At 73.0% G+C, this 20,942-nt stretch carries 20 protein-coding genes and 2 pseudogenes; 16 read left to right on the forward strand and 6 right to left on the reverse strand.

Annotation, left to right across the window (positions count from 1 at the left end; all coding sequences use genetic code 11):
* Nucleotides 1-62: 62 nt before the first annotated feature.
* On the reverse strand, nt 63-1,763 hold the full coding sequence (locus ACQ86J_RS05405; RefSeq protein WP_431270314.1) for a gamma-glutamyltransferase family protein: 1,701 nt from the start codon (nt 1,761-1,763) through the stop codon (nt 63-65).
* A 100-nt stretch (nt 1,764-1,863) separates the two neighbouring features.
* On the opposite strand from ACQ86J_RS05405, the gene ACQ86J_RS05410 reads away from it, so the two are divergent.
* The 7 genes from ACQ86J_RS05410 (at nt 1,864) to phoB (ending at nt 8,128) form a co-directional block, all read left to right on the forward strand.
* Nucleotides 1,864-2,661 carry an enoyl-CoA hydratase-related protein gene (locus tag ACQ86J_RS05410; protein ID WP_431270315.1) on the forward strand — a complete coding sequence of 266 codons (798 nt, stop codon included), beginning with the start codon at nt 1,864-1,866 and terminating at the stop codon, nt 2,659-2,661.
* Between the two features lie 146 nt (nt 2,662-2,807).
* The gene (pstS, locus tag ACQ86J_RS05415) at nt 2,808-3,857 is read left to right on the forward strand and encodes a phosphate ABC transporter substrate-binding protein PstS (RefSeq protein ID WP_431270316.1); all 1,050 of its coding nucleotides are present in this window, start codon (nt 2,808-2,810) and stop codon (nt 3,855-3,857) included.
* A 67-nt stretch (nt 3,858-3,924) separates the two neighbouring features.
* Nucleotides 3,925-4,893, forward strand: a complete 969-nt coding sequence (gene pstC, locus ACQ86J_RS05420) for a phosphate ABC transporter permease subunit PstC (RefSeq protein WP_431270317.1) — start codon at nt 3,925-3,927, stop codon at nt 4,891-4,893.
* Between the two features lie 4 nt (nt 4,894-4,897).
* Entirely contained in the window at nt 4,898-5,785 is an 888-nt protein-coding gene (pstA, locus tag ACQ86J_RS05425) for a phosphate ABC transporter permease PstA (protein WP_431270318.1), read from the forward strand.
* Nucleotides 5,786-5,878: 93 nt separating this feature from the next.
* On the forward strand, nt 5,879-6,664 hold the full coding sequence (pstB, locus tag ACQ86J_RS05430) for a phosphate ABC transporter ATP-binding protein PstB (RefSeq protein ID WP_431272304.1): 786 nt from the start codon (nt 5,879-5,881) through the stop codon (nt 6,662-6,664).
* An 11-nt stretch (nt 6,665-6,675) separates the two neighbouring features.
* On the forward strand, nt 6,676-7,395 hold the full coding sequence (phoU, locus tag ACQ86J_RS05435) for a phosphate signaling complex protein PhoU (protein WP_431270319.1): 720 nt from the start codon (nt 6,676-6,678) through the stop codon (nt 7,393-7,395).
* 16 nt (nt 7,396-7,411) lie between these two features.
* On the forward strand, nt 7,412-8,128 hold the full coding sequence (phoB, locus tag ACQ86J_RS05440) for a phosphate regulon transcriptional regulator PhoB (RefSeq protein WP_431270320.1): 717 nt from the start codon (nt 7,412-7,414) through the stop codon (nt 8,126-8,128).
* Here the strand turns inward: phoB and ACQ86J_RS05445 are convergent.
* Both ACQ86J_RS05445 and ACQ86J_RS05450 read right to left on the reverse strand, forming a co-directional pair.
* Nucleotides 8,101-8,256: a hypothetical protein gene (locus ACQ86J_RS05445; RefSeq protein WP_431270321.1), complete on the reverse strand. Its 156-nt coding sequence runs from the start codon at nt 8,254-8,256 to the stop codon at nt 8,101-8,103. The two genes, phoB and ACQ86J_RS05445, sit on opposite strands and share 28 nt — an antisense overlap.
* A 76-nt stretch (nt 8,257-8,332) precedes the next feature.
* A pseudogene (locus tag ACQ86J_RS05450) lies at nt 8,333-8,692 on the reverse strand (nucleoside 2-deoxyribosyltransferase); the annotation flags it as partial.
* A 347-nt stretch (nt 8,693-9,039) separates the two neighbouring features.
* On the opposite strand from ACQ86J_RS05450, the gene ACQ86J_RS05455 reads away from it, so the two are divergent.
* The 8 genes and pseudogenes from ACQ86J_RS05455 (at nt 9,040) to ACQ86J_RS05490 (ending at nt 16,403) form a co-directional block, all read left to right on the forward strand.
* Nucleotides 9,040-9,459, forward strand: coding sequence for an alginate O-acetyltransferase AlgX-related protein (locus ACQ86J_RS05455; protein WP_431270322.1), 420 nt, complete (start codon nt 9,040-9,042; stop codon nt 9,457-9,459).
* Nucleotides 9,456-10,565, forward strand: coding sequence for an alginate O-acetyltransferase AlgX-related protein (locus ACQ86J_RS05460; RefSeq protein ID WP_431270323.1), 1,110 nt, complete (start codon nt 9,456-9,458; stop codon nt 10,563-10,565). The genes ACQ86J_RS05455 and ACQ86J_RS05460 overlap by 4 nt, the downstream gene beginning before the upstream one ends.
* 839 nt (nt 10,566-11,404) lie before the next feature.
* A pseudogene (locus ACQ86J_RS05465) lies at nt 11,405-11,530 on the forward strand (hypothetical protein); the annotation flags it as partial.
* Between the two features lie 347 nt (nt 11,531-11,877).
* Nucleotides 11,878-13,590 (forward strand): tetratricopeptide repeat protein, encoded by a 1,713-nt coding sequence (locus ACQ86J_RS05470; RefSeq protein WP_431270324.1) that lies wholly within the window; start codon nt 11,878-11,880, stop codon nt 13,588-13,590.
* Nucleotides 13,476-14,426, forward strand: coding sequence for a cellulose synthase subunit BcsC-related outer membrane protein (locus ACQ86J_RS05475; RefSeq protein ID WP_431272305.1), 951 nt, complete (start codon nt 13,476-13,478; stop codon nt 14,424-14,426). The genes ACQ86J_RS05470 and ACQ86J_RS05475 overlap by 115 nt, the downstream gene beginning before the upstream one ends.
* Nucleotides 14,420-15,166, forward strand: coding sequence for a GDSL-type esterase/lipase family protein (locus ACQ86J_RS05480; protein ID WP_431270325.1), 747 nt, complete (start codon nt 14,420-14,422; stop codon nt 15,164-15,166). Before ACQ86J_RS05475 ends, ACQ86J_RS05480 begins: the two co-directional genes overlap by 7 nt.
* A gap of 122 nt (nt 15,167-15,288) precedes the next feature.
* A complete protein-coding gene (locus tag ACQ86J_RS05485) occupies nt 15,289-15,735 on the forward strand; it encodes a hypothetical protein (protein ID WP_431270326.1) in 447 nt (148 codons plus the stop codon).
* On the forward strand, nt 15,672-16,403 hold the full coding sequence (locus ACQ86J_RS05490; RefSeq protein ID WP_431270327.1) for an acyltransferase family protein: 732 nt from the start codon (nt 15,672-15,674) through the stop codon (nt 16,401-16,403). The genes ACQ86J_RS05485 and ACQ86J_RS05490 overlap by 64 nt, the downstream gene beginning before the upstream one ends.
* A gap of 351 nt (nt 16,404-16,754) precedes the next feature.
* Here ACQ86J_RS05490 and ACQ86J_RS05495 read toward each other — a convergent pair whose 3' ends face one another.
* Both ACQ86J_RS05495 and ACQ86J_RS05500 read right to left on the reverse strand, forming a co-directional pair.
* Nucleotides 16,755-18,878: an alginate O-acetyltransferase AlgX-related protein gene (locus tag ACQ86J_RS05495; RefSeq protein ID WP_431270328.1), complete on the reverse strand. Its 2,124-nt coding sequence runs from the start codon at nt 18,876-18,878 to the stop codon at nt 16,755-16,757.
* A 527-nt stretch (nt 18,879-19,405) separates the two neighbouring features.
* Nucleotides 19,406-20,185: an enoyl-CoA hydratase gene (locus ACQ86J_RS05500; RefSeq protein ID WP_431270329.1), complete on the reverse strand. Its 780-nt coding sequence runs from the start codon at nt 20,183-20,185 to the stop codon at nt 19,406-19,408.
* Between the two features lie 102 nt (nt 20,186-20,287).
* Between ACQ86J_RS05500 and ACQ86J_RS05505 the strand changes: the two genes are divergently transcribed.
* Nucleotides 20,288-20,653 (forward strand): hypothetical protein, encoded by a 366-nt coding sequence (locus ACQ86J_RS05505; protein WP_431270330.1) that lies wholly within the window; start codon nt 20,288-20,290, stop codon nt 20,651-20,653.
* Nucleotides 20,654-20,657: 4 nt separating this feature from the next.
* Here the strand turns inward: ACQ86J_RS05505 and ACQ86J_RS05510 are convergent, their stop codons facing one another.
* A complete protein-coding gene (locus ACQ86J_RS05510) occupies nt 20,658-20,924 on the reverse strand; it encodes a hypothetical protein (protein WP_431270331.1) in 267 nt (88 codons plus the stop codon).
* Between the last annotated feature and the right edge of the window lie 18 nt (nt 20,925-20,942).

Consider the following 20,942-nt stretch of genomic DNA (forward strand, 5'->3'; position numbering starts at 1 on the left):
CAGATGCTGAATAGTAAAAGTTACGCTCGCGGAGAAGTGATTCGGCCCTGCCGGGTGGCGCCTCAGGCCACCACCGCATAGGCGGGCCGGCGCGGATCGGCGCCGGCGGCCAGCATGCCCTTGGCCGGGTCCGACTTCACCACCTCCACCGTGCCGGCCAGCCAAGTCTTCTCCGGCCAGTCGCGGATCTCGTGCCCCTTGGCCGCAAGCGCGTCGCGGGTCGCCTGCGGGATGGCGGATTCGACCGCGAGGCGGCCGGGGAAGAAGTCGAAGGGGGCGAAGCTGGAGGGGAAGGAGTAGCTGGCGAAGCGCGGCGCCTCGATCGCCTCCTGCAGCTCCATCCCGTGCTGCAGCACGTTCAGCACCACCTGCAGCATGGCCTGGATCTGCACGTCGCCGCCCGGGGTGCCGAAGGGCATGACGCCGCCACCCGCGGTCACGATCATCGCCGGGTTGGGGGTGAGGCGCGGCCGCTTGCCGGGCGCGACGCCGCAGGGATGCGAAGGGTCGGGCCGGCTCTGGCTGCCGCGGTTGGAGGGGATGATCCCGAGCCCGGGCACCACCGGGGAGTTCCAGGATCCGTCCGAGGGCGTCGCGCTGAAGGCATTGCCCCAGCGGTCCACCACCGCGCAGTAGGAGGTATCGGCCTCGACCAGGGGCGCGGCGCGGTCGGTCGCCGTCGGCAGGGTGGTGCCGGTGTTCAGCATCGGGCCGGGCATCCCCATCAGCGCCCGGTCGGGGTCGATCTGCGCCAGGCGGGCGCCGAGATGCGCCTCCCCCAGCAGCCTCTCGAGCGGGACCTCGAGGAAAGCCGGGTCGCCGAAATGGTATTCCCGGTCGGCCATCGCCGCCTTGATGCATTCGGTGAACAGGTGGATGTAGTCGGCGCTGTTGTGCGCCAAGGCGCCGATGCCGCCGCGCTCCATCAGCAGCAGCGCCTCGAGCAGCGCCGGTCCCTGGCACCAGGGGCCGCAGGTCAGCACCTCGTGCCCGCGCCAGGTGCGCCGCACCGCGGGCTCCAGCTTCGATCGGTAGGCGGCCATGTCCTCCATGGTGAGGTAGCCGCCTTCCCGCGCCATGAAGGCGGCGATCTCGCGGGCAATGTCGCCGCGGTAGAAGGCGGCATGGGCGGCGGCGAGGCCGGCCAGGCGCCCCTTCCCCGCGGCCTTCCGCTCCTCGTCCACCATGTATTGCAGCGTCGCCGCGAGGTCGGACTGGACGAAGCGGTCGGCGACCGCGGGCGGCTGGCCGCCGGGCAGGAAGATCGCCGCGTTGCCGGGCCAGCGGGCGTAGTCCTCCTGGTGGTCGCGGATGTTCTGCGCCAGCAGCGGATAGACCGCGAAGCCGTCCCGGGCGTGCCGCAGCGCGTGCTGGGCGACGTCGCCGAAGCCCATGGTGCCGTGGCGTTCCAGCGCGGTGATCCAGGCATCGGGCGCCGCCGGGACCACGGTGCGCAGCACGCCGTTCGGGATCTTCCCGCCATGCTCCCGCATGAAGAGGTCGGCAGGGATCGATCTCGGCCAGGTGCCGAGGCCGGCGATGGTCTCGACCGTTCCGTCCGCCTTGCGGATCAGGATGGGCGCGACCCCCGCCACATTGACCAGGTCCGGCAGCAGCACGCCGAGGGCGATGCCGGCGGCGCAGCCTGCGTCGATCGCGTTGCCGCCCGCCTCCAGCACCGAGAAGCCGGAGGCGGCGGCCAGGTAATGGCCGGCGGAGACGGCGTGGCGGGTGCCGTAGAGCGTCGGGCGGGTGGCGTACATGGGCGTTTGCCTCCGGGTCGGGCCGAGCCTCCGCCCCGCCGGCCGGGCTTGTCAATTCGCCGCCGCGGGGACAAGCCGGCGGCGAAGCGAGGAACCCGCCATGCCCGAGGAAACCCCCGTCCTGCTGTCCCGCGATGCACGCGGCGTCGTCACCGTCACGCTGAACCGGCCGCAGGTCGGCAATGCCTACAACGAGGCACTGCTGCGGGCGCTGATCGCAGGGCTCGACGCGCTGCGCGCCGATGCGGGCGTGCGCGCCCTGGTGATCCGCGGCGCGGGCCGCCACTTCGCCGCCGGGGCGGACATCAACTGGCTGGCCGAGGTCGCGGGCTACGGGCCGGAGCGGGCCTATGACTGCTCGCTCGCCACCACCGTGGCGATGCAGAAGCTGAACAGATTCCCCCGCCCGACCTTCGCCGTCATCCAGGGCGCCTGCTTCGGCGGCGGCGCCGGGATCGCCTGCTGCGTCGACGTGGCGCTCGCGACGCCGGCGGCGCTGTTCGGGCTGACCGAGGTGCGGGTCGGCGTCTCCCCGACGCCGATCTCGACCCATATGGTGCATGCCATGGGGCTGCGGCAGACCCGCCGCTACGCCCTGACCGGCGAGCGCTTCGGCGCCGGGGAGGCGCTGCGCATGGGGCTGGTGCACGAGGTCCTGGCGGCGGATGCGGTCGAGGCACGGCTGGCGGCGATCCTCGACGAGACGCTGCTCTCGGCCCCCGGCGCCATCGCGGTGACCAAGGACAGCTTCCTCGGCGCCAACGGGCTGAAGCTGGACGAGCGGCAGATGGCGCTGCTGGCGCATGAGGGCTGGATGCAGCGCGCCTCGTCCGAGGGGCGGGAGGGGCTGGCGGCCTTCCGGGAGAAGCGCCGGCCGGCCTGGTATCCGAAGGGTTGACGAATGGATAACCGGCATGGTTGTCGGCACTCCTGTCATCGAAGCTTCATAAATCTGCAACAGGGCCGTCTTCCGGCGGCAGTAGTCAGGCCGCGCCCGCCCCGGGGCATCCCAGCCCCGGGCAAGCTCCTTCCGGAGAGAGACGCGTGAACCGTCGCACCCTGCTGATCGCCACCGGCCTGACCGCGGCCGCCCCGCTGCTCGCCCGCCCCGCCCTGGCCCAGGGCGCCCAGATCACCGGCGCCGGCGCCACCTTCCCCAACCCGGTCTACCAGAAATGGGCCGAGGCCGGGAAAGCCGCGACCGGCATCACGGTGAACTACCAGTCGGTCGGCTCGGGCGCCGGCATCAACCAGATCAAGAATCGCACGGTCGATTTCGGCGCCTCCGACGCGCCGCTGACGGTCGCCCAGCTGACCGAGGGCAACCTGCTGCAATTCCCGGCGGTGATGGGCAGCCTGGTGCCGATCGTGAATATCCCGGGCATCGAGAACGAGCAGCTGAAGCTGACCGGCGAGCTGCTGGCCGAGATCTACCTCGGCAAGATCAGCAAGTGGAACGACCCGAAGCTGGTCGAGCTGAACCAGGGCGTGGCCCTGCCGAACCTGGCGATCGCCCCGGCCTACCGGGCGGACGGTTCGGGCACCACCTTCGTCTGGGTCTCCTACCTCGCGGCGGTGTCGCCGGAGTGGAAGCAGAAGGTCGGCGTCGGCACCTCGGTCCGCTTCCCCGCCGGGACCGGCGCCCGCGGCAATGAGGGCGTGGCCGGCACGGTGAAGAACATCCGCGGCGCCATCGGCTATGTCGAGAACGCCTATGCCATCACCAACAGGCTGGTCACCACCCAGCTGCGCAACAAGGCCGGCCAGTTCGTCAGGCCGACGCAGGAGGCCTTTATCGCCGCCGCGGCGAATGCCGACTGGACCGCGTCGGGCATGGCGGCGAGCCTGATCGACCAGCAGGGCGCGACCTCCTGGCCGATCGTCTCCCCCACCTTCATCCTGCTGCCGAAGAACCCGGCGGATGCGGAGCGCAGCCGCAACGTGATGACGTTCTTCGACTGGGCCTTCAGGAACGGCGGCAAGCTGGCGCAGGAGCTGGAATACATCCCGCTGCCCGGCAATGTGCAGGACGCCATCCGCGCCGCCTGGAAGGCCGAGGTGAAGACCAACGGCCAGCCGGTCTGGAACGGCTGAGCCCCGCTTTGCCGGTGGCGGCCGGGTGACCGGCCGCCGCGCCCTTCCCGCTGCCGGAGCACATCGCTTGTCGCAGGCCGCCACCCTTTCCGCCGCGTCGCGGCCCCGCCCCGCCCGCCGGTCCAACCTCGGCGACACGCTCTTCGCCGGCGCCTGCCACGCCGCGGGTGCGCTGGTGCTGCTGCTGCTCGGCGGCATCATCGTCGAGCTCTTCCTCGGCGGGCTGCCGGCCTTCCGCGCCTTCGGCCTGCCTTTCCTCTGGTCCACCGAATGGGACCCGGTGACCGAGGTCTTCGGCGCCGGCGTCTCGGTCTACGGCACCGTCGTCACCGCGGTGCTGGCAATCCTCCTCGCGGTGCCGGTCGCCTTCGGCGTCGCCTTCTTCCTGACCGAGCTGGCGCCGCCCTGGATGCGCCGCCCGGTCGGCACGGCGGTCGAGCTGCTGGCCGCGGTGCCGTCGATCATCTACGGCATGTGGGGCTTCTTCGTCATCGCGCCGATCATGGCGCAATACGTCCAGCCCACACTGATCGACAGCATCGGCGAGCTGCCGCTGGTTGGTGTCCTGTTCCAGGGTCCGCCCTTCGGCACCGGCATCCTCACCGCCGCGCTGATCCTGGCGATCATGATCCTGCCCTTCATCGCGGCGGCCATGCGCGACGTCTTCGAGCAGGTGCCGCTGGTCTTCAAGGAAAGCGCCTACGGGCTCGGCTGCACGACCTGGGAGGTGATGCGGGGTGTGGTGCTGCCCTATACCCGCATCTCGGTCGCCGGCGGCATCATGCTCGGCCTCGGCCGCGCGCTGGGGGAGACGATGGCGGTCACCTTCGTCATCGGCAATGCCAACCGGATCAGCACCACCCTGTTCGGCCCGGGCAACACCATCGCCTCGGTGGTGGCGCTCGGATCCGGCGAGAGCGAGATGGGCAGCCTGAAGCTCTCGGCTCTGCTGGGCCTGGGCTTCATCCTGTTCGTGCTGTCCTTCATCGTGCTCGCCACCTCGCGCTGGCTGCTACGCTCTCGGCTGAAGGCCTGACCCGATGAGCACCACCGCCCTTCCCCTGCCGGCGCCGGTCAAGGATGCGGCGACCGCCGCCCGGCTCGGCCGCCGCCGCAAGCGGGCCGACCGCATGGTCCGGCTGCTGTCGCTGGCCGCCACCGGCATCGGCCTCGCCTTCCTCGCCTCGATCCTGGCGACGCTCTTCGTCAAGGGCTTCGGCGCGATGGACCTCTCGGTCCTCACCGAGGTGACCCGCCCGCCGGGCTCGAATGGCGGGCTGCTGAACGCGATCGTCGGCAGCCTGATCCAGGTCGCGCTGGCGACCGTCATCGGCACGCCGGTGGGCATGCTGGTGGGCACCTACCTGGCCGAATATGCCAAGGGCTCCGGCTTCGGCGAGGTCGTCCGCTTCGTCTCCGACATCCTGCTCTCGGCTCCCTCGATCCTGATCGGCCTCTTCGTCTACCAGCTGCTGGTGCTGCCTTTCGGCGGCTTCTCCGGCTGGGCCGGCGTCGCCGCGCTCTCGATCATCATCATCCCGATCGTCGTCCGGACGACGGAGGACATGCTGAGCCTGATCCCGAACACCCTGCGGGAAGCGGTGATCGGCCTCGGCGCGCCGAAGTGGAAGATGATCGTCATGGTCTGCTGGAAGGCGGCGACATCGGGCATCATCACCGGCGTCCTGCTCGGCATCGCCCGCATCGCCGGGGAGACGGCGCCGCTGCTCTTCACCAGCCTCGGCAACAATGCCTGGTCCACCGACCTGTCGCAGCCCATGCCGAGCCTGCCGATCACCATCTATTCCTATGCCGGCTCGCCCTTCCAGGACTGGATCGAACTGGCCTGGGCCGGCGCGCTGCTGATCACCCTCGCCGTCCTGCTGTTGAACATCGCGGCCCGCAGCCTGCTGCGCAGCGGTAAGTGAGAGAGGACACGACCCCATGAGCCCCCGAGCAGATCCGCCATGCAGGATCCCGCCACCGCCCAGGGCGCTGCCCAGCCCGCCTCCTTCGGCGGCATGCAGGCGCGCTCCGCCGCAGCGCTGAGCCGCACCGCCCGCATCGCCGTCCGCAACCTCGATTTCTTCTACGGCGACAACCGGGCGCTGAAGGGGATCGACTTCGACCTGCCGGAACGCCAGGTCACCGGCATGATCGGCCCCTCCGGCTGCGGCAAGTCGACGCTGCTGCGCGTGCTGAACCGGATGTACAGCCTCTATCCCGGCCAGCGCGCGACCGGGGAGGTGCTGATGGACGGGCAGAACATCCTCGACGCGGATGTCGACCTCAACGCGCTGCGCGCCAGGATCGGCATGGTCTTCCAGAAGCCGACCCCCTTCCCGATGACCATCTACGAGAACATCGCCTTCGGCATCCGGCTGCACGAGGCGCTGTCGAAGCCGCAGATGGACGAGCGGATCGAATGGGCGCTGAGCCGCGCCGCGATCTGGGGCGAGGTGAAGGACCGGCTGAACGCCAGCGCCATGGGCCTGTCGGGCGGCCAGCAGCAGCGACTCTGCATCGCCCGCACCATCGCGGTGCGGCCCGAGGTGATCCTGTTCGACGAGCCGACCTCGGCGCTCGACCCGATCTCGACGCTGAAGATCGAGGAGCTGATCGACGAGCTGAAGCGCGACTTCACCATCGCGATCGTCACCCACAACATGCAGCAGGCGGCGCGCTGCGCCGACCAGGTGGCCTTCTTCTACCTCGGCGAGCTGGTCGAGGTGGCGCCGGCCGGGCAGCTCTTCACCGCGCCGAAGCAGCGGCGCACCCAGGAATACATCACCGGCCGGTTTGGCTGAGGCGCAGCGGGATGAACCAGATGCAGGAGCACACCGTGCGCGCCTATGCCGAGGAACTCCGCCGGCTGCGCGAGCTGGTCGCCCGGATGGGCGGGCTGGCGGAACGCCAGGTGGCCGATGCCGTCACCGCCCTGGTCCGCGGCGACGCCGAGCTGGCGACCGAGGTGATCGGCCGCGACGCCGAGATCGACGCGCTTGAGCGGGAGATCGAGGATTTCTGCATCCGCCTGCTGGCGCTGCGCCAGCCGGCCGGGGCCGATCTGCGGCTGGTGGTCGCGGCGCTGAAGATCATCCATGCGATCGAGCGCATCGGCGACTATGCCCGCAACGCCGCCAAGCGCAGCATCGTCCTGGCCCAGCAGCCGCGGCTCGGCAGCCTCAACGGCTTCCAGCGCATGGCGCGCCTCGTGCAGGAGAACCTGAAGGGCGCCATGGACGCCCTGGTGAACGAGGACGCGGCGCGGGCCGACGAGGTCTGGGCCGCCGACAAGCCGGTGGACGAGGTCTACAACGGCATCTTCCGCGAGATGCTGACCTTCATGATGGAGGACCCGCGCAACATCACCGCGGCGACCCACCTGCTCTTCGTGGCGAAGAACCTCGAGCGCATCGGCGACCACGCGACCAACATCGCCGAGACCGTGCACTACGCGGTGCAGGGCCAGGCGCTGACCGAGGAACGGCCGAAGGGCGACACCTCGACCTATGCCGTCGCCCGGCCCGGCGGCTGAGCGGAGGAGGCAGCCCATGCCCGACATGGTCCCCGGGGGCGCCCGGCCGGTGATCCTGGTGGTCGAGGACGAGGTGCCGCTGCTCACGCTGCTGCGCTACAACCTGGAGAAGCAGGGCTTCCGGGTCGAGGAGGCGGCGGACGGGCAGGAGGCGCTGCTGCGCGTCGCCGAGACCAAGCCCGACCTGGTGCTGCTGGACTGGATGCTGCCGCAGCTCTCGGGGCTCGAGGTCTGCCGCCAGCTGCGCCGCCGGCCGGCCACGCGCGACCTGCCGATCATCATGGTCACCGCCCGGGTCGAGCAGCAGGACAGCGTCCGCGCGCTCGACATCGGCGCCGACGACTATGTCACCAAGCCCTTCGCCATGGACGGGCTGCTGGCCCGCATCCGCGCCCTGCTGCGGCGCTCGGGCAGCGTCGCCAGCCGCGGCAGGCTGGCCTTCCGCGACCTGGTCATGGACCAGGACGCGCACCGCGTCTCCCGCGGCGGCCGCGCCCTGCACCTGGGCCCGACCGAATACCGGCTGCTGGAATTCCTGATGCAGCATCCCGGCCGGGTCTTCTCCCGCGAGCAGCTGCTTGATGCCGTCTGGGGCCGCGACATCCATGTCGAGCCGCGCACGGTGGACGTGCATGTGCGGCGGCTGCGGAAGGCGATCAACGGGCCCGGCGAGGAGGACGTGATCCGCACCGTCCGCTCGGCCGGCTATGCGCTCGATGCGGAGCCGGGCTGAAGACCGAGCGCCCGCGCGGCGGCGGCGATGCAGCGGGCGAAGGCCGCCAGGTCGTGCCAGCGGCGCGCCGCCGGCACCGCCGCGGCCTCGAAGCCGCCTCCCGACTCGGCGATGCCGCCTTCCAGCATCAGGTTGTCGTACCGGTCCAGATTCCTCGACCGCCATGCCCTCGGCATCCTCCCAGGCGCCGTCCGCCCGCCGCCGCGCGGCGCCGCCGAGCGCCGCCAGCACCCGGCCGCCGAAGCGCTGGTCGCTGTTGCTGTAGCCGAAGACCGGCCGCCCCAGCGCCCGCATGAAGCCGAGCTCATAGACCGTGCCGACATCGGCCGAGACCCCGCGGAACGGGGTCAGGTTGGCGACCAGCGCGTCGCAGCTGCGGATATGCGCCTCATTCGCCTGATAGATCCGCCGCCATTCCGGCAGGGCCGGGTCTGGCTCGAGCGGCGGCGGCTCGAGCGGGAAGATTCCGGTCAGCCCCTGCGCCGCACAGATGGCCCGCTTGGCGGCGGCGATATCGGCCGCATCGGCAAGGAAGACCTCGGGCCCGGCCAGATGAACTCGCATCCCGTCTTCTAGCCCAGGCGGCCAGCGCGATGCACCTGCACAGGTGGCGGCGCAGCGGGCCGATCCTGCTTTCGGGAATTTTTCGGGAATTTAAAGCAGCAAATTTCAACTTTAACGCTATGGCGACAAGAGGAGCGGTTGTAGAGTTCAGCGCATCAATTCTCGCCATCGGATCGGCAGGCCGTCCATGTCCCACCGCCCCCTCCCTGCAGATGCCCCGGGCCGGCGCCCCCTGGTCCAGGCGGCCGCCGCGCTGGCCCTCGGGACCCTCCTGCCCCGCCCGGCGCCGGCCGCCGTCTCCGGCCTGGTCGTCGTCGGCAAGGAGGGCTGGCTCTTCCCGCTCTGGGATGCGACCTCCGCTTCGATCCCGGCGCGCTGCAGGCCGCGACGCCGGTGATGAACGACGCCGTGGCGGCGCTGAAGGCCGCCGGGATCGAGGTGGTGCAGGCCGTCGTTCCGGCCAAGTCGCGGCTCTATCGCCAGTTCCTGCCGGACGACACCAGGCTGCCGGCCGATATCGACAAGCGCTACCCGCCATCCTGGCCGCGCTGCGCAAGCCGGGCGCCCTGGCCGTCGACCTCGACACCCCGTTCCGTGCCGTCCGCGCCAGCCGGCCGAAGCTGCCGGTCTACTTCGCCACCGACACCCACTGGACCCCAGGCGGGGCCGAGGTCGCGGCGACCAAGCTGGCGAAGCGGATGAAGGAGGACCTGCGCCTGCCGCCCGCCCCGCGCCCCGCCGCGCGGCTCGGCCCCCGGCCACCATGACCAACCCGGCCAGCGACCTGGTGCGCTTCCTGCCCGCCGACCAGCGCGCCAAGTACCCGCCCGAGACCTACCAGATCCGCGAGCCGCAGGCCGCCGGCGGGCTGCTCGATGGTGATGACGGCGCCGATGTGGTGGTGGTGGGCAACAGCTTCGCCCAGCCGAAATACGGCTTCGTGCCGCTGCTGGCGGCGCAGCTCGACCGGCCGGTCGGGCTGGCCTGGCGGCCGAACAATTACGGCCCCTGGTTCACCCTGCTGGAATACCTGAAAAGCGACGGCTTCCGCCGCCGGCGGCCGAAGGCGCTGGTCTGGATGCACCTGGGATTCGACCTCCAGAACCAACCGAACAGCAGCAGCTGGGGCAGAATGCGGTGCCGCCGCAGACTTTCCTGGCGGAGGTCAGGCGGGCGGTCGGCGGATGACCCGCCGCCGCATCCTGGCCGCCTCGCTGCTGGCCGGCCTTGCCCCGGCGCGACTCCGCGCCCAGGGGCAGGCGCAGGTCTACGACCCGCAGCCGCCGCCCGGCTCGGCCTTTCTGCGCTTCGTCAATGCGCTGGGGGCCGAGCTCGCGCTGCGGCCGGATTTCCTGCCGGCCCAGGTGCTCGGCACCGGCCCGGCCCAGCGGGTCACCCCTATGCGGTGGTCGAGCGCGCCGCCGGACGGCACCTGGCGCTCGAGGCCGCCAGCGCCGGCGCCACCGGCCGGGCCGTGCTCGGGCTCGAGCCGGGCAGCTATGTCACGCTGCTGCTGCACCGCGGCGCCGATGGCGGCATCGCCGCGACGCCGGTCACCGACAGCGCCGATTTCGACCGCGCCAAGGCCCGGCTCGGCTTCTACAACGCCGCCCCCGGCTGCCCAGCCGCCGCGCTCCGGCTGGCGTCGAACCACGCCACGGTCTTCGACCAGGTGGCGCCCGGCACCGCCCGGGCCCGCACGGTGAACCCGGTTTCGGCCGCGCTCCGCGCCGAATGCGGCGAGGCCGCCGTCGGCCTCCCGGCCGAGGGCTTCGAGGCCGGCGGCAGCTACAGCATCCTGCTGATCCGCCCGGAGGGCGCCGCCCCCGCCGCCCTGCTGGTGCGAGACAGCACCGCGCGGTGGCGCCCGTGACGCCACCGGGCCGGGCGCCCTGGCTGCTGGCCAGCCTCGCCCTCGGCGCGGCCTGGCTGCCCGCCCCGGTCGCGGCCCAAGGGGGGCCGCGCTGGAACGCGTCGCCGGGCCCCGCCCCTCGCTTGCCCTGTTGATGGACCAGGCAGATTTCTGGCTGCTGCAGGACAACCCGGAGGCCGCGCTGCAGGCGCTGAACCGCGCGGTCCAGGCCTATCCCGAGAATGTCGAAGCGCTGAGCGCCGCGGCCGAGGTCGCCACCCAGCTCAACCGGCCCGAGGCGCCGGCGCTGCTGGAACGGCTGCGCCGGCTGGCGCCGAACGACCCGCGCACCCGGCAGACCGAAGGCGTCCTGCGCGACCCAGGCGCCAATGCCGCCATCCTGGACGAGGCCCGCGCCCTGGCCCGCGCCGGCCGCACGGCGGAGGCGGTGCAGCGCTACCGCGAGGCCTTCCATGGCGAGGACCCGCCGCCCAACCGCGCGGTGGAGTTCTACTCGGCCCTGGCGACGCTGTCCGACTCCGGGATGCAGGAAGCCCGCAGCAAGCTCGGCGCCCTGGCCCGGCGCACGCCGAACGACGCCCTTGCAGCTCGCCTACGCCCAGATGCTGACCTATGGGCTCGATACGCGCGCCGAAGGGATCGAGCGGCTGGAGCGCCTGGCGCAGCAGCCCGCTACCCAGAATGCGGCGCGCCGGGCCTGGCGCCAGGCGCTGCTCTGGCAGGGTGCCGACCCGGAGGCGGCCGACCAGATCGAGGCCTATCTGCGCTCGAACCCGAGCGACCCCGAGATCGCCGAGAAGCTGGCCCAGGCGCGCAGCACCCGCGGCATCCAGCACCGCATGGCCGGCTGGAACCTCGGCGGCGCCGGCCGCTTCGCCGATGCCGAGCGGGAGTTCCGCACCTCGATCGCGGTCGATCCGCAGGATGCCGAATCCCTGGTCGGCCTGGCGCTGATCCGCCGTCGGCAGGGCCGCAACGCGGAAACCAAGCAGCTGCTCGACCAGGCGGTGGCGATCAGCCCCGACCGGCGGGACGAGTTCATCCGCATCCTCGGCACCGACGGCACCAATCCGGCACCCGGCGCCGCCGGCGACCCGCCGCCTATGCCAGCCACGCGACGCTGGCCTGGCGGGCGCTGGCGCGCGGCGACCTCGACCGCGCGGACGGCTTCGCCCGCCGCGCGCTGCGTGCTGGCGGCGACGAGCGGGTGCAGGGCGAGGTGGTGTTGGGCCAGGTCGCCTTCCGGCGGGAGGACTGGGCCACGGCCGAGAGCCGCTACCGCGCGGCGCTCGCGCTCAGGCCGAAGCTGCCGGTGGCGCTGGCCGGGCTGTTCGACACGCTGCAGCGCCAGGGCCGCATCGCCGAGGCCGATACCCTGCAGCAGGAGACCGGCTTCCGCCCTCCTGCCGGCGCCACCGCCGCCCGCGCCTATACGCTGCGCGAGCAGGCCTTCCGCGAGGAGGACCCGACCCGGCGCCTGGCCCTGCTGCGGGAGGCGCTCTCGGCCGACCCGGGCAACCCCTGGATCAAGGTCGACCTCGCCCGGCTGCTGCGCGCGACGGGTGCCGAGGCCGAGGCGCGCGAGATCGAGCAGGCCCTGGCGCGCGACCGCGGCGCCGACAGCGCCTATGCCGCCGCCCTGGTGGCGGCGGACGAGGAGCGCTGGGCCGAGGCGGCGCAACTGCTGGAGCGCGTGCCAGCCCGGCTGCGCAATGCCGACATGAACCGCCTGCTGACCCGCAGCCGGCAGGAGAGCGAGATCCTGGCGCTCGAGCGCCAGGCGCGCGACGGCCGGCCGGAGGCCCGCCGTCGCCTCGCCGCGCTGGCGGCGCAGCCGAGCCCGGGCGGCACCACCGGCGCCGCGGTCGTCCGCGCCTTCGGCCGCCTGGGCGATGGCCCGGCTGCGGTGGCGGCCTCGCGCGCCGCGGTCGCCGCCAACCCCGGCACCGACCCCGGCCTGCGCCTCGCCCTGGCGGGCAGCCTGATGGGCATCGGCGAGCGGGCCGAGGCCGAGGCGCTGGTCGGCCCGCTGGCCGACAGCCCTGGCCTGCCGGAGGAGGCGCGGCGGCAGATCGCCGCGCTGCAGGCCAGCGCCGTCGTCACCCTGGCGGACCGGCTGAACCAGATCGGCGACCAGGATGCGGCCTACCGCCAGCTGATGCCGGCGCTGGAACGCCAGCCGGACAACCCCGAGCTGAACGCCGCGCTGCTGCGGCTGAACCTGGCGAATGGCAAGACCGCCGAAGCGCGCGCCGCGGCCGAGCGGCTGCTGGCGATCGATCCGCGCAGCCAGGAAGCGCGCAACGCGCTGGTCGACCTCGCCACCGCCCAGGGCGACTGGGCGACCGCCGAGCGCCTGCTCGCCGAGGCCCGGGCGCAGGCGCCGGACGACCTGCGGCTGGCCCTGGCCGAGGCGCGGCTGGCCCGGGCGCGCGGCGATGCGGTGCGCGCCCAGCGCCTGCTGGAGGACGCGGCGCGGCGGCGGGTCGCCGAACTGCAGGCGAGCGGCGCCGCCGGCCAGGCGGCGCTGACCCGCGACCTGCTGAGCCCGGCCCGTGCCGCGACGCGCGCCGGGCAGGAGCCGGCCGATGCGCTGAACGCCGAGCTGGTCCGGGCGCTGCGCCAGGCGCGGGACGAGACCTCCACCTGGCTGCAGGCCGGCATCGGCCTGCGCGGCCACAGCGGCACCGGCGGGCTCAGCCGGCTGAGCGAGATCACCGCGCCGGTCGAGCTCTCGACCCCGCTGCCGGGGCTCGGCGGCCGGCTGCAGCTGCAGACCGGCACCGTGGCGCTCGGCACCGGCGGCTTCGCGGCCGGGTCGGACCAGGCAAGGCAGTTCGGCACCGGGGTGCTGGCCGGCAGCGCCGCCCCGGCCTCGGCGCCCGCTGGACCACCGGCCAGACCCTCGGCATCGGCTATGTCGCGGCGCGGGTCAGGGCGGATGTCGGCGCGACGCCGCTCGGCTTCCAGCAGCAGAACGTCGCCGGCGGGGCAGAGGCGGCGCTGCCGCTGGGCGAGGCGCTGAACCTGCGCGTGACCGGGCTGCGCCGGCCGGTGACCGAGAGCGTGCTGTCCTATGCCGGCCAGCGCGACCCGGGCACCGGCCGCCAATGGGGCGGGGTGATGCGGACCGGAGCACGGGCGCAGCTGGAATACGCGGTCAACGATCGCTTCGGGATCTATGGCGGCGGCGGCTGGCAGAGCCTGCGCGGCGAGAATGTCGCGGCCAACGAGATGGTCGAGGCCGGCGGCGGGCTCTACTACGCCGCCATCCGCACGCCGGAGGAGACGCTGAGCGTCGGACCGGACCTCCGCTACTTCCACTACAACCGCAACCTCGGAAGCTTCAGCTACGGCCAGGGCGGCTATTTCAGCCCGCAATCGCAGGTGATCGGGACGCTCGGCGCCGACTGGAAGCGGCAATGGGGCGACCTCACCGCCCGGGTGCAGGCGACCCTCGGCTGGCAGCGCTTCCATGAGCACGGCGCCCCGGCCTTCCCGACCGACCAGGCGCTGCAGGCGCAACTCGAGGCGAACCCGGCGCTCGGCCCGGCCGGCAGCACCGCGCGCTCGGTCGGCGGGCCGGTCGGCGGGCTCGGCGCCAACCTGGAATATGCGGTGAGCCCGACGCTCCGGCTCGGCGCCATCGGCCGCTTCGCCCATACCGGCAATTACAGCGACGCCACCGGCCTGTTCTACCTCCGCTGGCGGCTGGACCAGCCGCCGCAGGACCTGGCGCCGCTGCTGGCCGGCACGCCGACTCGCTACCCCGCCGGCAGCTGGCCAATGCCCGCGATGCTGACGAATGGCGCGCCGGAGCCGGTGCAGCTGAACGGCGGAGCGGCGCGGCCGGTATGGTAGCGCGCCTTCTCCTCCTGGCCTGCCTGCTGGCGTTCGGCCCCGCCGCCGGCCGGGCGGCCGAGCTTTGCGCCGGGCTGCCGGCCCGCCAGCCGGCCCCGCGCGAGGCGAAGCCGGAACCGCTGACCGACCAGGGCTGGCTGCTGCGGGTGAGCGAGCTGGAACGCCAGGTCCTCGGCCCGGATGCCAATCCGGCGCAGATGCTCTTCCTCGGCGATTCGCTCGTGCAGGGCTGGGCGCCGCTGGTGTTCGAGCATTTCTACGGCGACCGCGCCGCGCTGGATTTCGGCGTCAGCGGCGACACCACCCAGAGCCTGCTCTGGCGGCTCGCGCGGCTGCCGCTCGGCAGCGCGCTGCGGCCGCGCCTGGCGGTGGTGCTGGTCGGCACCAACAACACCGCCGCCGGCAGCCGGCCGGAGGACACCGCGCTCGGCATCGCCGAGGTCGTGCGGACGCTCCGCCGCCGCTCGCCGCAGACCCGGGTGCTGCTGGTCGGGCTGCTGCCGCGCGGCGGCCTCGCCTCCGAGCCGATGCGCGCGGTGAACGAGCAGGTCAATGCCCTGGTCGCCGGCTGCGCCGATGGCCAGACGGTGTTCTACACCGCGCCCGGCTCAATGGTGGTGGACCGGGCGGGCCGGCTGTCCGACCAGATCGCCTACGACTACCTGCACCTGACCTGGCTCGGCTACGGGATCCTCTCGGCGGCGTTGGAGCCGCAGATCCGCCGGCTGCTCTGGAACTAGCCCGGCGCCGGCGCCCGCGGGGCCGCTCACGCTGCGGAACGAGCGCCCAACGGCCCTGTTATCGGCCTTGCGCCTGGCGGGCCGCGGCCCGCGCGCAGGCTGCCCGATACGGAGGATCCGTCATGCGCTTCGCAATCATCCTCGTGGCGGCGGTGCTGGCCGGCCCCGCCCTGGCCCAGAACACGGCGCCGGCCGGGCGCGCCGCCCCCGGGCGCGACTGCCAGCCCGGCACGGCGGCCTGCGCCGACGCGCCCGGCCGCGGCGGCTCGGCCGGCCCGGCGCGCGACCGGGCCGGGTCGGACGTGGTCCCGCAGGTCAAGGACGCCGCGAAGGACGCCAACCCCGGCCGCACTACTCCGGCGAGGGTGGCGGGATGCCGGCTCCGGCCCGGCGCTAGGCAGCCGGGCCGCGGAGTCCGCCGCCCCGCCCGCCGGGACGTGATCGGCGAAGCGCCTCCACCACCCGGCTTCGCCGGTATACGCCTTACCCGGAACGGGGGCTGGCTATGGCGGAGGCGCGCAGCGGGCTGCTGCCCGGGCTGCATGGGCTGCGGGCGATGGCGGCGATGATGGTGCTGCTGTTCCACCTGCATGTCATCCCGGCGCTCGCCGTGCCCAGCCTGTTGCCCTGGATCGCCACGCATTTCGGGCTTGGCGTGCACCTGTTCTTCGCGCTCTCGGCCTTCTCCCTCGCCTGGGCCAACCCGCAGGCGGCGACGCGGCCGGGCCCCTACCTGGTGAAGCGCTTCTTCCGCATCGCGCCGCTCTACTGGCTGCTGGCGACGCTGATCCTGCTGGTCGGGCGCTGGCCGGGGACCGGGCGGGTGCTGGCGGAATACGGCTTCGCCTTCAACTTCGTGCCGGGCTGGCATGGCGGGCTGGTCCCGGCCGGCTGGACGGTCGGCGTCGAGATGCCCTTCTACCTGCTGCTGCCGCTGCTGCTGCGGATCCGCGGCATCGCCGGCATGGCCGTCGCCTCGGTGCTGGCGACGGCATTGTCCTGGGCCGCGCGCGTCTGGCTGGAGGCAGCGATGCCCGGCAGCGACTACCCGCAGGTGGCGCTGGCCAGCAATGCCTGGGTCTTCGTTGTCGCCCTGCTGGCCTTCCGGATCTTCGAGCGGGTGCGCGGCACGCCGCGGAGGGCGCGGCGGCGGCGGCCGCGGCGGCACTGGGCCTCGGGCTGCTGGGCTTCCTGCTCTCGCCGCTCGCCGCGCCGCTGGCCGGACCGGGCAACATAGACCTGCTGCTGTTCGGCCCTGGCTTCGCCGCGCTCTGCCTCTGGCAGGCGCTGCGGCCATCCTGGCTGATGCGCTGCTGGCCGGCGCTCTGGCTGGGGAGCGGAGCTACGCAGCATCTACCTCCGCGCATTTCGCGCTGATCCTGGCGCTGCGACCGGCCTATGCGCGGGTTGTGGAGGCGCTGGGCCAGGGCGGGCCGGCCTTCCTCGCCTGCCTCGCCATCACCCTGCCGCCGCTCTGCCTGGCCGCGGCGCTCGGCTACCGGCTGGTGGAGCGGCCGGGGATCGCGCTCGGCCGCTGGCTGATCCGGCGGCGGGGAGACCCGCGCCGCGCTGGCCGCGGCCTGAGCCGCTACCAGCCGGCGAGGGATCCGCGCTCCGCGGCCCCGACCGGCTGGCCGACCACGCGTTCCGGGATCTCCCAGACCAGCAGCGTCGGCCTGGCCTCGCGCCAGGCGGCGCTGGTGAAGTATTCCCGCGCCGCGCCGGCAAAGCCGCCGCCGGCCCTGGCATGGCTGGCCACCCCGGAGGCCAGCGCCTGCTGCAGCCGGCCGTGGAAATTGGCGTTCATCGAATAGGAGGAGCCGAGCAGCACAACCTCGGCCGGCGGCGTCTCCTCCAGCAGGCCGGCGGCCTCGCCGCTGGCCTCGGTGCGCTCGGGGTATTGCCGATCCGGCGCCGGGCGCAGCGCGTCGGGCACGCGGTCGAGGCTCATCAGCCGCAGCAGGTCTCCCGGCCCATCCGCTTCCGCGGCGGCGGCGACGGTGCGCGAGATCTGCTCGGCGCGGCGCAGCGGCAGGCCGGCGGTGGCCGCCGCGATCGCGGCGGCCGCGGCGGCGGCGCCGGCCTGGTTCCAATGCGTGTCGGTGCGCCAGAAGGCCGGCTGCACGGCCGCCAGCGCATCGTGCAGCGAGAGCGCCGGCACCCCCTGCCCGCGCAGCAGCCCCAGCCATTCCGGCAGGCGCTCGATGGCCTCGGCCGCGCGCGGGCGCCGCAGAGCCGGTCCGCCTCGATACGCGCCTTGTCCGGCACCACGGCGACCAGCAGGCGCGACGCCCTCCGCCGCCAGCCGCGCGCGGATGCGGCCGAGCGCCGCGGCGCGCTCGGCCATGGCGGCCGCTGCATCCGGCCAGGGACGCGATTCCTCGGTCAGGAAGAGCCAGCCGTCGCAGCCGAGCCCGCACCGCCGGCCCGCCCGAGCCGAAGGACGCCCCAGCGCAGCACCCCGCCGGCGGCGCGCAGCAGCGGGTCGGCCGGCGAGGCCATGCGCCATCGCATGGTTCACCGCCGCCGCGGTGCGCCCGCCGAGGAAGGCCTCCAGCGTCAGGCTCTCGGCGATCCGGGCCCGGCGTCGCCGGCTCCAGCAGCGCCGCGGTGCCCTGCCAGGCGCCCCAGCCGAGCAGGGCGAGCATCGCCAGGGCGTAGGCCTGGGCAGTGCGGGGACGAGGTTCCTGCATCGCCGCCTCAGAACTGGAAATAGAGGAAAGGTACCGCGGCGCGGCTGTAGAGCGCGACGATGCCGATGACGAAGCCGAGCAGCGGCCCCGCCGCCCGGGCGGCCCGCGCCAGCCCGTCCGGCACCCGGCCGCGCAGCAGCGCCGGCGCATAGACCAGCAGGCCGGCCAGGCCGAAGCACCACCACTGATCCGGCGTCACCTGCCAGGGCAGGGCGTCGGAGAAGCCGATGCCGTTCAGCCCGAGCATGCCGCGATACATCGCCGAAGGTCGCGGTGATGCTCGGCGCCCGGAAGGTCACCCAGCCGATGACGACGGCCAGCATCAGCAGCGGGTTGCCGAGGATCCAGGGCAGCCGATGGCCCCGTCCGCTCCAGCCCCGGTGCAGCGCCAGCAACCCGCCATGCCAGGCGCCCCAGAGCAGGAAGGTCCAGTTGGCGCCGTGCCAGAAGCCGCCGATCAGCATGGTGGCGAGCAGGTTCAGGTAGGTCCGCAGCGGCCCGCGCCGGCTGCCGCCGAGCGGGATGTAGAGGTAGTCGCGGAGGAAGCGGGACAGCGTCATGTGCCAGCGCTGCCAGAATTCCTGGATCGACCCCGACAGGTAGGGGTGGTCGAAATTCTCCGGGAAGCGGAAGCCGCACATCAGGGCCAAGCCGATCGCCATGGCGGAATAGCCGGCAAAGTCGAAGAGCAGTTGCAGGCTGTAGGCCACGGCGCCGGCCCAGGCCTCGGCCAGGGTCGGGGCGGGCAGCGTGAAGGCGGCCTCGACCAGCGGGGCCAGCGTGTCGGCCACCAGCACCTTGGCGGCGAATCCCAGCATGAACCGGCGGGCGCCGAGGCCGAACAGCGCCAGGCGATGGCTGCGCGACCGCAGGTCCCGCTCGATCTCGGCATAGCGGACGATCGGCCCGGCGATGAGCTGGGAGAAGATCGCCTTGTACGCGGCATAGTCGACGAAGCGGCGGCTGGCGGGCACGTCGCCGCGGTACAGGTCCACCAGGTAGCTGACCGATTGCAGCACGTAGAAGGACAGGCCGATCGGCAGCAGGATCTCCCGCCATCCCAGCGGTGCCAGGCCCCAGCCGGCGCGCAGCGCGTTCAGCGTCTCGACGCCGAAGATTGGCGTATTTGAACCAGGCGAGGACGCCGAGATTGCCGAGCAGCCCGATCAGCAGCAGCTGCCGTCCGGCCGGGCTGCGCGGGCCGGCAGCATCCATCGCGCGGGCGACCAGGAAGGTGAAGAGGGTGACCCCGGCCAGGAGCGCCAGGAAATCCACCCGCCACCAGGCATAGAAGGCCCAGGAGAGGATAAGGATCGGCCAGTTCCGCAGCCGCGCCGGGGTCAGGAAATAGGCCGCGAAGAAGATCGGCAGGAACAGGAACAGGAATTCGAGAGGAGGCGAAGATCATGCCGGCCGCCCGGCTGCCATGGGACGGCCGGCGCGGCAGGATGTGTTGCCAACCATTTGGTGAATCATGCCCCTGCTCATTCCAGGCAAGGGCGAAGCTGTCCAGCGAAAAACAGGTCGGCGAGGGTCGCCCTATGGTCTAGCCACGCCGCCTGCCGGCGAAGCTGCCGAGCATCCGGCGTGGCTCATCCGTCTCCCAGGCGGCGGCGAAGGCGGGGATGCCGGCGGCGATGGCGGCGTCGGTCGGCAGATCCTCCCATTGCCGGATCAGCCGCTTCTGCAGCCGCAACGCCTGCCGCCCGGCCGCGCCGAGATGGCCGAGCCACTCCGCCACCGCGGCATCCAGCGCCTCGGCCGGCACCACCTGCTCGAGCAAGCCCCAGCCCAGCGCCTCGGCGGCGCCGATGGTCTCGCCCAGCAGCAGCAGGCGGCGGGTGCGGCCCCAGCCGATCAGCCCGGGCAGCAGTGCCGCCTCGACCACCGAGGGGATGCCGACGCGGACCTCCGGCATGCCGAATCGGGCGTGGTCGGCGGCAATCCGCAGGTCGCAGGCGGCGGCGAGTTCAAGCCCGGCACCAAGGGTCCAGCCATTGACCCGGGCGATCACCGGCACCGGGCAATCCCGCACCGCACGGCAGCAGCCATGCACCAGGGTGATGAAGCCCCGTGCCGCCTCGCCGTCCTCTAGCCCGGCCATGACGGTGATGTCGGCGCCGCCGACGAAGCTCTTCGGCCCGGCGCCGGTCAGCACCGCGGCGTGGAGCAACTCGTCCGCCGAGAGTCGCGCCATGGCGGCGGCGAATTCCCGCATCAGCGCCGGGTTCAGCGTGTTGAGCTTCGCCTCGTGCGCGATGGTGACGAAGGCGACGCGGCCGGTCGCCGGCGCCTCGCGGATCTCGATTTGGATCTCGCCGGCCATGGCGGTCCCTCCCCCGATGGATTGGCGGCCAGGGTAGCGCGGCACGCCGCATCCGGGGAGCCGCGGGCGGCCAGATGGTTGCCGCTGCATCACATTCCACCGATGCCGAAATCCCGTGATTGGACCACCGCAACGGATGCGCGGACCCTCTGCCCACGGATGGCCCGAGGGGGTGGAGGACAGGATGGACGGGGACGCCATGGGCGGTGCGGCGGCCGAGGAGCCGGGCCGCCGGCCCGCAGGATCAACGACGCGCCGCTGCGGGCGGCACTGGAGAACCGGCGCGGCCGGGTCTTCGACGAGGCGCTGTCAGGCGTCTGCTACACCCATGGCGTGCGGCTCGGCCTCGCCGGCGACCCGCTGCCCCGCTGGCTGCCGACCGCCCCGCGCTGGGCGCGGGAGGCGCTGCGGACCGGCCATGCCAGTGGCACCGCGATCTCCGGCCGGGGCGACCAGGCCCCGGCCTGAGCGTTCAGATCGGGTTGGCCGGGATCGTCGCCTCGCCCTCGTCCGGGAGGTCGGACAGGGTGTCGGAGGGCTCGTCGCGCCAGCCGGAGCGGCGCTCCATCGCCTTCCGCGCCAGCATGGCGCCACCGACGATCCCGGCGCCGACGCCGATGCCGGCGAGGAAGGGGCCGATGCCGGCCAGCATGGCCATGCCGCCCATGGCGGTGCCGGCCATGGTCATCGGGCCCGGCAGGCCCAACGGGTTGCAACGCGGCAGGAACATACGGATCATCCTTTGATTGCTGGGCAG

It is taken from the genome of Dankookia sp. P2 (assembly GCF_050632255.1).
Taxonomy (GTDB): domain Bacteria; phylum Pseudomonadota; class Alphaproteobacteria; order Acetobacterales; family Acetobacteraceae; genus Paracraurococcus.